Raw genomic sequence first — 11,003 nt, forward strand, 5'->3', positions numbered from 1 at the left:
TGGGTCAGCGGTGGGCGGTGGGAGCCGGGGCGGCGGCGCGGACCCGGCGGGCGATGGCGTCGGTGACCTCCGCGGGCCGGTCGCCGAGGTAGAAGTGGCCGCCGGGGAAGACCTCAAGGTCGAACGTCCCGCGGGTGTGGCGCTCCCACGCCCGTGCCTCGTCCAGCGTGGTGCGCGGGTCGGCGTCGCCGGTGAAGACGGTGACGGGGCAGGCGACGGCGCGGTCCTCGGGGCAGGTGTAGGTCTCGATGGCCCGGTAGTCGCTGCGGATCGCCGGGAGGATCATCCGCAGGATCTCCTCGTCGCCCAGGAGCGCGGCGTTGGTGCCGCTGAGCAGCTTCAGTTCGGTGATGACGCCCTCGTCGTCCCGCTGGTGGACGTTCTCCACGCGGTGGGTGGAGGGGGCGCGGCGGCCGGAGAGGACCAGGGCGAGCGGGCCGCGGTCGTCCTGTTCGAGGCGGTGTGCCACCTCGAAGGCGAGGACGGCGCCCATGCTGTGCCCGAAGAAGACCGGGCGGGGGCCGGTCAGGGCGCCGATTTCGGCGGCGACGCGGTCGGCGAGGCCGGCGATGTCGGGGATGGCCGTTTCGTGGCGCCGGTCCTGGCGGCCGGGGTACTGGAGGGACAGCACCTCGATCTCCGGGGCGAGCCGGGCGGAGACGGGGTGGAAGAAGGTGGCGGAGCCGCCGGCGTGCGGGAAGCAGACCAGCCGGTGCCGGGCCTGGGGGGCCGGGTGGTAGGAGCGCAGCCAGGTGCTGGTCGCGGGGTTGGTCGCGGTCATGCGGAGGTCTCTTCCTGGGAGTCGCGGGAGGGGGTGGGGCGGGCGTCGCCCGAAGCCCCGGGCTCACTCGGGCCGCCGGGGGCCGTGGGCAGGTCCGTGAGCCAGGACCGCACCGCCGCCGCGGTGGTGCCGGCGTGGTCCTCCATCATCGAGTAGTGGTTGCCGGGGACGAGGAGGGTCTGCCCGACGTGCTCGGGCGGCGCCGCGTGCCCCTTGCCCCCGGGGGCGTCGGTCAGCAGCGGCTCGCTGGCCCGGACGAGCAGCGACGGCGCGGACACCGAGGGCGCGTCCCAGGCGTTGAACAGGCCCATGTAGTGGCCCATGGCGGTGAGTTGCTCGCCGCCGGCGCGCAGGAAGTCCATGCGCTCGGCCTGGGCCCGTCCCATGGCGTTGATGATGCCCGGGTCGAAGGGCACCTTGAGGCTGAAGCTGTCGACCATGACGATCCCGGCCGGTCCCGCGCCCAGCGCCTCCAGTTGGGCGGCCACGCCGTGCGCGATCCAGCCGCCGGAGGAGTAGCCGAGCAGCACGTACGGCCGTTCGCCCACGAGGTCGGCGACGGTGCGGGCGTGCAGCCGCAGGACGGCGTCCACGTCGGCGGGGACGCGTTCGCCGGTCCCGTAACCGGGGTTGGTCAGCGCCCACATGTCCCGTTCGCCGCGGAACGGCGCGGCCAGCCGCGCGTACTGGAGGGGCCCGGAGGGCACCACGTACGGCGAGAAGCACACCAGCGCCGGGGCGTCGGGGTCGCCTTCGGCCATGCGCACGGGGCCGGGGAGGTCGCCCGCTTCCTCGGGCCGTTCGAAGACGGGCCGGAAGGCGCCCACGCGGACGAGCATGCCCATGGCCTCGGCGGCGCGGCCGGTCTCGCCGGCGTGCTGGTAGAGCTGGACGAGGAGGTCGGCGGGCTGGTCCTGCGCCTCGCCGGCCGTCCCGCTGCCGACCAGCAACGTGCGCAGGTGGGCGGCGAGCCGGGTCGGGGTGGGCTGGTCGAAGGCCACGCCCGGGGGCAGGGTGCGGCCGATGGCGGTGGAGAGCCGGCGGCGCAGGTCGATGGCGGTCAGCGAGTCGAAGCCGAGTTCCAGGAACGGCGTGCCGGGCGGCACGTCCTCGGCGGAGGCGTAGCCGAGCACCACGGCGGCCTGCGCACGGATGAACTCCAGCAGCCGGGCCCGCTGGTCGTCCTCGGAAAGCCCCGCCAGCTCGGCGGCGAGCGTCGCGTCGGCGGCGCCGGACTCCTCGGGCGTCTCCTGGCGCTCGGCCAGCCGCTGGACGTCGGGCAGGTCGGCCAGCAGGGCGCTGGGGCGGCCCACCGTGAAGGCGGGCACGAAGCGTTCCCAGTCGATGGGGGCGACGGTCAGCGCGCCCTCGTCGTCCTCGACGGCCTGGTGCAGGGCACCGATGGCCGCCTCCGGCTCCATGAAGCCCAGGCCGCGCTTGAGGCCGCGTTCGCGTACGGCGTCGTCGACCATGCCGCCGCCCGACCAGCCGCCCCAGGCCACCGACGTGGCGGGCAGCCCGCGGGCGCGGCGGTGCAGGGCCAGCGCGTCCAGGTAGGCGTTGGCGGCGGCGTAGCAGGCCTGTCCGCCGCTGCCCCAGACGCCGGCGCCGGAGGCGAACAGGACGAACGCGTCCAGGTCGCGGTCGGCGAGCAGCGCGTCCAGGTGGGCGGCGCCGGCCACCTTGGCGGCGGTGGTCTCGGCGAACTCCGCCAGGTCCGCCCGGTCCAGCACGGAGGAGCGGGCGGTGCCCGCGGCGTGCAGCACGGCGGTCAGCGGGTGCCGGTCCTCGATGCGGCCCAGCAGGTCCGCGACGGCGTCCCGGTCGGCCAGGTCGCAGGCGGCGAGGGTGACCTCGGCGCCCAGGGCCTCCAGTTCGGCCTTCAGGTCGGCGGCGCCGGGCGCGTCGGCACCCCGGCGGCTGGTGAGCACCAGGTGCTCGGCGCCGGACCGGGCCAGCCAGCGGGCCAGGTGCCGGCCCACGCCGCCGGTGCCGCCGGTGACCAGGACGGTACCGCGCGGCTGCCAGGGCCGCACCGGCTCCGTACGGGTGCGCCGGGCGCGGACCATGCGGCGGGCGAAGACGCCGGAGCCGCGGATGGCGAGCTGGTCCTCCTCGCGCTGGGCCAGCAGCCCGGCCAGGCGGCGCAGGGCGTGCTCGTCCGGGTCCTGCGGCAGGTCCACCAGACCGCCCCAGCGGCGGGGCAGTTCGAGGGCCGCGGTGATGCCCAGGCCCCACAGCTGCGCCTGCGCCGGGTCGTGCGGCGCGTCGGCGCGGTCCACGCCGACGGCGCCCCACGTCGCGCACCACAGCGGGGCCTGTTCGGCGGTCTCCCCCAGGTCGCCGAGCGCCTGGAGCAGCACCGTGGAGGCGGCCAGGGCGGCGGAGAGCCCGGGGTGGTCGGGGTGGGTGCCGGGGAACAGGCCGAGCAGGGACAGCACGCCCGCGGGCCGGTCCTCGCCGCACTCGGCGGCCAGGAGCTGCGCGGCGGTGACGCGGTCGTCCTCGGCGGCGAGTTCCACCACCCGCACCTCGGCGCGGTGGGCGCTGAGCGCGCCGACGGCGGCGGCGGCCCAGGCGTGGTCGGCGAGCCCGGCGGGCACGACGGCCAGCCACAGCCCGTCCAGGCGCGGCGCGGAGTCGTCGGGCAGGTGCCGGAAGGTGATCCGGTAGCGCCAGTCGTCGACGGCGGCCCGCTCCCGGGCGTCGCGCCGCCAGGAGGCGAGCGCGGGCAGCGCCGGGACGAGCGCGTCCACGCTCTCCGTCCCCAGTTCCTGGGCGAGCGCGGGCAGGTCCGCCCGCTCCACCAGGTCCCAGAAGCGGGCGGCGGCCGGGTCCTCGCCCGCCGTGACCGGCGGGGCGTCCGCCAGCCAGTACCGCCGCCGCTGGAACGCGTACGTCGGCAGGTCCACGTGCCGCACCGGCAGCCCGGCGAACGGCGGGGTCCAGTCCACCGGCACGCCCGCGACGTGCAGTTCGGCCACCGCGCGCAGGAACTGCCCGGTGCCGCCGCGCTCGCGGCGCAGCGACCCGGCGGTCAGCGCCTCGGCGCCGGCCGCCTCGGCGATCTCCTGCACCGCGCCGACCAGCAGCGGGTGCGGGCTCGCCTCGACGAACACGCCGTGCCCGTCGGCCAGCAGCGCCCGGACGGTCTCCTCGAAGCGGACGGTCTGGCGGGCGTTGCGGTACCAGTAGTCGGCGTCCAGGCCGGTGGTGTCCAGCGGCCCGGCGGTGACGGTGGAGTAGAACGGGATCTCGGCGGCGCGCGGCGTCACCGGGGCCAGCTTCTCCAGCAGCTCCGCGCGCAGCGCCTCGACCTGCGGGGAGTGCCCCGCGCCGGTCGCGCCGCGCACCCGGCGGACGCGGACGCCCTCGGCACGCAGCTCCGCTTCCAGCTCCTCGATGGCATCCGGATCGCCGGAGACGGTGAGGGTCGCCGGTCCGTTGACGGCGGCGATCGAGAGCCGTCCCGCGTACGGCTCCAGTCGGCGTTCGGCCTCGGCGGCGGGCAGCGCGACGGCCAGCATGGCGCCCTTGCCGATCAGCGCGGTCAGCGTCTGGCTGCGCAGCGCCACGATGCGCGCCGCGTCGTCCAGCGACAGCGCGCCCGCCACGTACGCGGCGGCGACCTCGCCCTGCGAGTGGCCGACGACGGCGGCCGGGGTCACCCCGTAGGAGCGCCACAGCGCGGCCAGCGCCACCATGACGGTGAACAGCGCGGGCTGGGCGACCTCCACCACGGAGAGCTCCGGCGCGCCCGGCTCACCGCGCAGCACGTCCGTCAGCGACCAGTCCAGGTACGGCGCGAACGCCGCCACGCAGGCCCGGACCTCCTCCGCGAAGACCGGCGAGCTCTCCATCAGCTCCCGGGCCATCCCGGTCCACTGCGCGCCGTGGCCCGGGAAGACGAACACCGCCGACCCGTACGAACCGGTGACGCCCTGCACCACCGCGTCCGACGGCGCGCCCTCGGCGAGGGCCGCGAGGGCGTCCCGGAAGTCCTCGTGCCGCTGCCCGACGACCACCGCCCGGTGCTCCAGCCGCGCCCGCGCGGTGGCCAGCGCCCGGCCGACCTGCGGCAGGTCGGCCCCGGCGCACCCGTCCAGCCGGTTCAGCAGCCGCCGGGCCTGCTCGCGCAGTGCCTTGGCGGACTTGGCGGACACGATCCAGGGGAGGGCGTCACCGGGCTCGGTGGCGGTGGCGGGAGCCGCGGAAGGCTCCTCGTCCGGCGCCTGCTCGATGATCGTGTGCGCGTTGGTGCCGCTCATGCCGAACGAGGACACGGCGGCCCGGCGCGGCCGGTCCTGCTCCGGCCACGGCACCGGCTCGGTCAGCAGGCGCACCGTTCCGGCGTCCCACTCGACGTCCTCGGTGGGCTCCTCGATGTGCAGGGTGCGCGGCAGGACGCCGTTGCGCAGCGCCATCACCATCTTGATCACACCGCCGACCCCGGCGGCGGCCTGCGTGTGCCCGATGTTGGACTTCAGCGAACCCAGCCACAGCGGCCGGTCCGCGTCCCGCTCCTTGCCGTACGTGGCGATCAGGGCGCGGGCCTCGATGGGGTCGCCGAGCTGGGTGCCGGTGCCGTGCGCCTCCACCACGTCCACCTCGGCCGAGGTGATCCCGGCGTCGGCCAGCGCGCGCCGGATCACCTGGCGCTGCGCCCGGCCGCTGGGCGCGGTCAGGCCGTTGGAGGCGCCGTCCTGGTTCAGGGCGCTGCCCCGGACCACGGCCAGCACCTGGTGCCCGTTGCGGCGCGCGTCCGACAGCCGCTCGACGAGCAGCAGGCCGACGCCCTCGGAGAACCCGGTGCCGTCCGCCGACGACGAGAACGCCTTGCAGCGCCCGTCGGGCGCCAGCGCCCGCTGACGGCTGGAGAGGGTGAACGCGGACGGGGTGGACATCACCATCACGCCGCCGGCCACCGCCATCGAGCACTCGCCGTTGCGCAGCGCCTGCACGGCCAGGTGCAGCGCCGTCAGCGACGACGAGCACGCCGTGTCCACCATCACCGCCGGGCCCTGGAGCCCGAAGACGTACGAGAGCCGACCGGCGATCACGCTCGCCGAGTTGCCCGGCGACAGGTAGCCCTCCACGCCGTCCGGCACGTCCAGCGGACGGCTGACGTAGTCCTGGTAGCCGGAGCCGACGAACACGCCGGTGTCGGTGCCGCGCACCGCGCCCGGGTCGATACCGGCCCGCTCGAAGGTCTCCCAGGCCGTCTCCAGCAGCAGGCGCTGCTGAGGGTCCATCGCCACCGCCTCGCGCGGGCTGATCCCGAACAGCGCCGGGTCGAACTCGGCGGCGTCGTGCAGGAACCCGCCCTGCGTGGTGTAGGTGGTGCCGGAGTGGTCCGGGTCCGGGTGGTAGAGCGCGTCGATGTCCCAGCCGCGGTCGGTCGGGAACTGCGCGATGGCGTCCCGCCCGGAGGCGACCATCTCCCACAGGTCCTCGGGCGAACGGACGCCGCCCGGGTAGCGGCAGGCCATGCCGATGATCACGATCGGGTCGTCCTGGGACGCGGTGGCGGGGGCCGCCAGGGCGGCGGCCTCCTCCTCGTCCGCGTCCTCACCGCTCAGACCGGCGCGCAGGTAGCGGGCGAGGTCGGTCGCCGTCGGGTGGTCGAAGACCAGCGTCGCGGGCAGCTTCAGGCCGGTCTCGCCCTGGATGCGGTCGCGCAGCTCCACGGCGGTCAGCGAGTCGAAGCCCAGCTCCTTGAACGGCCGGTCGGCCTCCACGGCCTCGGCCCCGCGGTGCCCCAGCACCGCCGCCGCGTGGCCGCGCACCAGCCGCGTCAGGACGCGTTCCTGCTCCTCGGACGGCTTGCCGCGCAGCCCGGCGAGCACCGCCGAGGCGCCGTCGCCCGCCCCGCTCTCCGCCACCGCCTGGTCCCGCAGCTCGGGCAGGTCCGACAGCAGCGGACTGGGCCGGTTCAGGACGAACGGCCGGTGGAAGCGCGGCCAGTCCATGTCCGCGAACGCGAGCACCGACTCGTCCCGGTCCAGCGCCCGCTGGAGCGCGTCCACCGCCAGGTGCGGGGCCATGGCCAGCAGGCCGAGGCGGCGCAGGTGCTCCTCCTCGTCCCCGTCCTCGACCATGCCGCCGTCGGCCCACGGGCCCCAGGCGACGGCCGTCGCGGTGCGCCCGCGCCCGCGCCGGTGCCCGGCCAGGGCGTCCAGGTACGCGTTGCCCGCGGCGTACGCCGCCAGCCCACCGCTCCCCCACACGCCGGAGACGGACGAGAAGAGGACGAAGGCGTCCAGCTCGCGGTCCCCGAGCAATTCGTCCAGGTGCTCGGCGCCGTCCGCCTTGGCGGCCTGCGCGGTGGCGAAGGCTTCGGGCGTGGCCTCGGCCAGCACTCCGGAGTCGGCGACACCGGCGGTGTGCACGACGGCGGTGAACGCGTGCGCGTCCAGCAGCGCCGCCACCTCCTCGCGCCGGGACACGTCGCACGCGGCGAGCGTCACCCGCGCGCCCAGCTCCTCCAGCTCCGCCCGCAGCTCGGCCGCCCCGGGCGCGTCCGCGCCCCGGCGGCTGGTCAGCACCAGGTGCTCGGCGCCATTGCGGGCCAGCCAGCGGGCGACGTGCCCGCCCAGCGCGCCCGTACCGCCGGTGACCAGCACCGTGCCGCGCGGCTTCCACTGGCGGGTGGCCTGCCGGGCGGGCGCGTGCGCGAGACGCCGGGCGAAGACGCCGGACGCGCGCACGGCGAGCTGGTCCTCGGTCCACCGCTCCGAACGGGCCGGGCCGACGATGCCGACGAGCCGGTCGACCGTGGTGTCGTCCAGCTCCTCGGGCAGGTCGATCAACCCGCCCCAGCGGTGCGGGAACTCCAGCGCCGCGGTCCGCCCCATGCCCCACACCTGCGCGTGCCGCGGCCGGCGCACCGTCTCGTCGCGCTCCACCGCCACGGCGCCCTCGGTCAGGCACCACAGCGGCGCCTCCAGTCCGGCGTCGCCGAGTGCCTGGAGGAGGACGAGGGTGGGCAGGAGCGGGCGGTCGTGGAGGAGGAGGGAGAGGACGGTGGTGACGGGACCGTTCGGTGCGGCTTCCCCGGCTTCCACAGCCTGTACGGCGTCGGTCAGGCGGCGGGTCAGCTCGGCGCGGTCGGTGTGTCGGCCTACCGGGACGGTGACGAGGGCGATGCCTCGGGCTTCGAGACCGGCGCGGATGGCTTCGACGAGGGCGTGGCCGTTCCCTTCTTCAGCGTCCGCCTCCGGAACGGCCAGCAGCCACGTGCCGGTGGGGGTGCCGGGTGGCAGCCCGTTCACCCGCTTCCAGGTGATCTGGTAGCGCCACGCGTCGGTGGCCGCCTGCTCCTTGCGCTGCCGCCGCCAGGCGGACAGGCGCGGGAGGACGTCGCTCAGGGCGTCGTCGGGCCGGATGTCCAGCGTGCCGGCCAGCGCTTCCAGGTCTTCGCGTTCGACCGTGGCCCAGAACTCGGCCTCGATCGGGTCGGTGGCGGAGGCTTCCGGCTTGGCCGCGGTGACATCCACCCAGTAGCGCTCGTGCTGGAACGCGTAGGTGGGCAGGTCGACGCGCTGGGCTGCGGCAGGGAAGAAGGCCCGCCAGTCCGGCGAGACGCCGTGGACGTGGAGCTGGGCGAGCGCCGTGGTCAGGGCCTGCGGCTCGGGGCGGTCGGTACGGAGGGTCGGGACGGTGAGCGGCTCGGCCTCCGGGAGGCAGTCCCGGGTGAGGGCGGTGAGGACGCCGCCGGGGCCGATCTCCACGAAGGTCGTCACGCCGAGGTGGTGCAGGGTCTGGATGCCGTCGGCGAAACGGACGGCCTCGCGGACGTGGCGGACCCAGTAGTCGGCGGTGTAGGGCTCGGCCAGTTCTCCTGTCACGTTCGATACGACCGGGATCGTCGGCTCGGCGTAGGACAGGCCGCGCGCCACGGCCGCGAACTCGTCGAGCATCGGGTCCATCAGCGGCGAGTGGAACGCGTGGCTGACCTTCAGACGGGACGTCTTCCGGCCCTGGGCGGAGAAGTGCTCGGCCACCGCCGTGACGCCCGCCTCGTCGCCCGAGACGACCACCGAGCGGGGGCCGTTGAGCGCCGCGATGCCCACCTCGTCCGTCAGGTGCGGCAGGACCTCGTCCTCCGTCGCCTGAATCGCGATCATCGCGCCACCGGACGGCAGCGCCTGCATCAGCGAGGCACGCGCGGAGACGAGCTTCGCGGCGTCGGCCAGGGTGAGGACCCCCGCCACATGCGCGGCGGCAATCTCGCCCACGGAGTGCCCGGCCACGTAATCCGGCCGGATACCCCAGGACTCCAGCAGCCGGAACAGCGCCACCTCGATGGCGAACAACGCCGGCTGCGTCACCCCCGTCTGCGACAGATCATCCCCGTCCACGGCCACGTCCAGGTGCGCGCACACCTCGTCGTACGCGGCGGCGAACGCCGGATAGGCGGCATACAGCTCCCGGCCCATCCCGACCCGCTGCGAACCCTGCCCCGAGAACAGGAACCCGACCTTGCCCCCGGACGAACGACCGACCACCACACCGGCCGACGAGGCCTCCCCCGCCGCCAAGTGACGCAGCCCGTCCATGAGCTCGTCCCGGGACTCGCCCACCACAGCAGCCCGCGACCGCAGCGCGGCACGCGAGACCGCCAGCGAGAAACCGACGTCCACGGGGGAGACCTCGCGGCCGTTCAGGTGCTGCAACAACCGCCCCGCCTGGGCCCGCAGCGCCGCGTCCGTCTTCCCGGACAGCACCCACGGAAGGGCGGCAGGGGCGGCAGGGGCCGGGACCGGCTCGGTGGCCTCTTCCTTCGCCGGGGCCTGTTCCACGATCACGTGGGCGTTGGTGCCGCTGACGCCGAAGGAGGAGATGGCGGCCCGGCGGGGGCGGTCGGTCTCCGGCCAGGGGATGGGCTCCGTCAGGAGCCGTACGTCGCCCGCGGACCAGTTGACGTGCGGGGTGGGTTCCTCCGCGTGCAGGGTCTGCGGGAGGACGCCGTGGCGCATGGCCATGACCATTTTGATGATGCCGCCGACACCGGCGGCGGCCTGGGTGTGGCCGATGTTGGACTTCAGGGAGCCGAGCCACAGCGGGCGGTCCGGTTCCCGCTCCTGGCCGTAGGTGGCGAGCAGCGCCTGGGCCTCGATCGGGTCGCCCAGCGTCGTGCCCGTGCCGTGCGCCTCCACCGCGTCCACCTGGGCCGGTGAGATGCCGGCCGAGGCGAGCGCGGCGCGGATGACGCGCTGCTGGGCCGGGCCGTTGGGGGCCGTCAGGCCGTTGGACGCGCCGTCCTGGTTGACGGCGGAGCCGCGGACGACCGCCAGCACCTCGTGTCCGTGGCGTTCGGCGTCGGACAGCCGCTCGACCAGGATCATGCCGACGCCCTCGGCCCAGCCCGTGCCGTCCGCCCCGGCCCCGAAGGCCTTGCAGCGGCCGTCCGCCGCCAGGCCCCGCTGCCGACTGAACTCGACGAACGGGGTCGGGGTGGCCATCACCTGGACGCCGCCGGCGAGCGCCATGGAGCACTCGCCGTTGCGCAGCGCCTGGATCGCCCAGTGCAGGGCGACCAGCGAGGACGAGCACGCCGTGTCCACCGTCACCGCCGGGCCCTCAAGCCCGAAGGTGTAGGCGATGCGGCCGGACATCACGCTGGCCGAGTTGCCGGTGCCGAGGTGGCCGTCGGAGTCGCCCGACTCGCCCGCGACGCCCAGCAGGAGGTTGACGTAGTCCTGGTAGCCGGAGCCGACGAAGACGCCGGTGCGGCTGCCGCGCACGGCTTCCGCGTCCAGCCCGGCCCGTTCGAACGCCTCCCAGGACGCTTCCAGCAGGAGCCGCTGCTGCGGGTCCATCGCGACCGCCTCGCGCGGCGAGATCCCGAAGAAGTCGGGGTCGAAGTCCCCCGCCTCGTAGAGGAATCCGCCGCGCCGGGTGTAGGTCTTGCCCGCGGCGTCCGGGTCCGGGTCGTAGACACTGTCTATGTCCCAGCCCCGGTCCTCCGGGAACTCGCCGATCGCGTCCCGGCCGGACGCAACCAGCTCCCACAGGTCCTCCGGGGACCCCACGCCGCCCGGGTAGCGGCACGCCATCCCGACGATGGCGATGGGTTCCTGGTCCTTGCTCTCCACCTCGCGCAAGCGCTCCCGGGTCTGGCGAAGATCCCCCGTCACGCGCTTCAGGTACTCAAGAAGCTTGTCTTCGTTGCTGCTCATGCGCCCCATCCGTCCTCGGCTGTTCTTCACGCTAGAGGGCC

General features: G+C 75.3%; 2 protein-coding genes. Both read right to left on the reverse strand.

Annotation, left to right across the window (positions count from 1 at the left end):
• Positions 1-4: 4 nt before the first annotated feature.
• Positions 5-781, reverse strand: a complete 777-nt coding sequence (locus ABZX96_RS32560; RefSeq protein ID WP_355551353.1) for an alpha/beta fold hydrolase — start codon at positions 779-781, stop codon at positions 5-7.
• Positions 778-10,962 carry a type I polyketide synthase gene (locus ABZX96_RS32565; protein WP_355551355.1) on the reverse strand — a complete coding sequence of 3,395 codons (10,185 nt, stop codon included), beginning with the start codon at positions 10,960-10,962 and terminating at the stop codon, positions 778-780. The genes ABZX96_RS32560 and ABZX96_RS32565 overlap by 4 nt, the downstream gene beginning before the upstream one ends.
• Positions 10,963-11,003: the final 41 nt, after the last annotated feature.

The organism is Streptomyces sp. NPDC003077 (assembly GCF_040611095.1).
GTDB lineage: Bacteria > Actinomycetota > Actinomycetes > Streptomycetales > Streptomycetaceae > Streptomyces.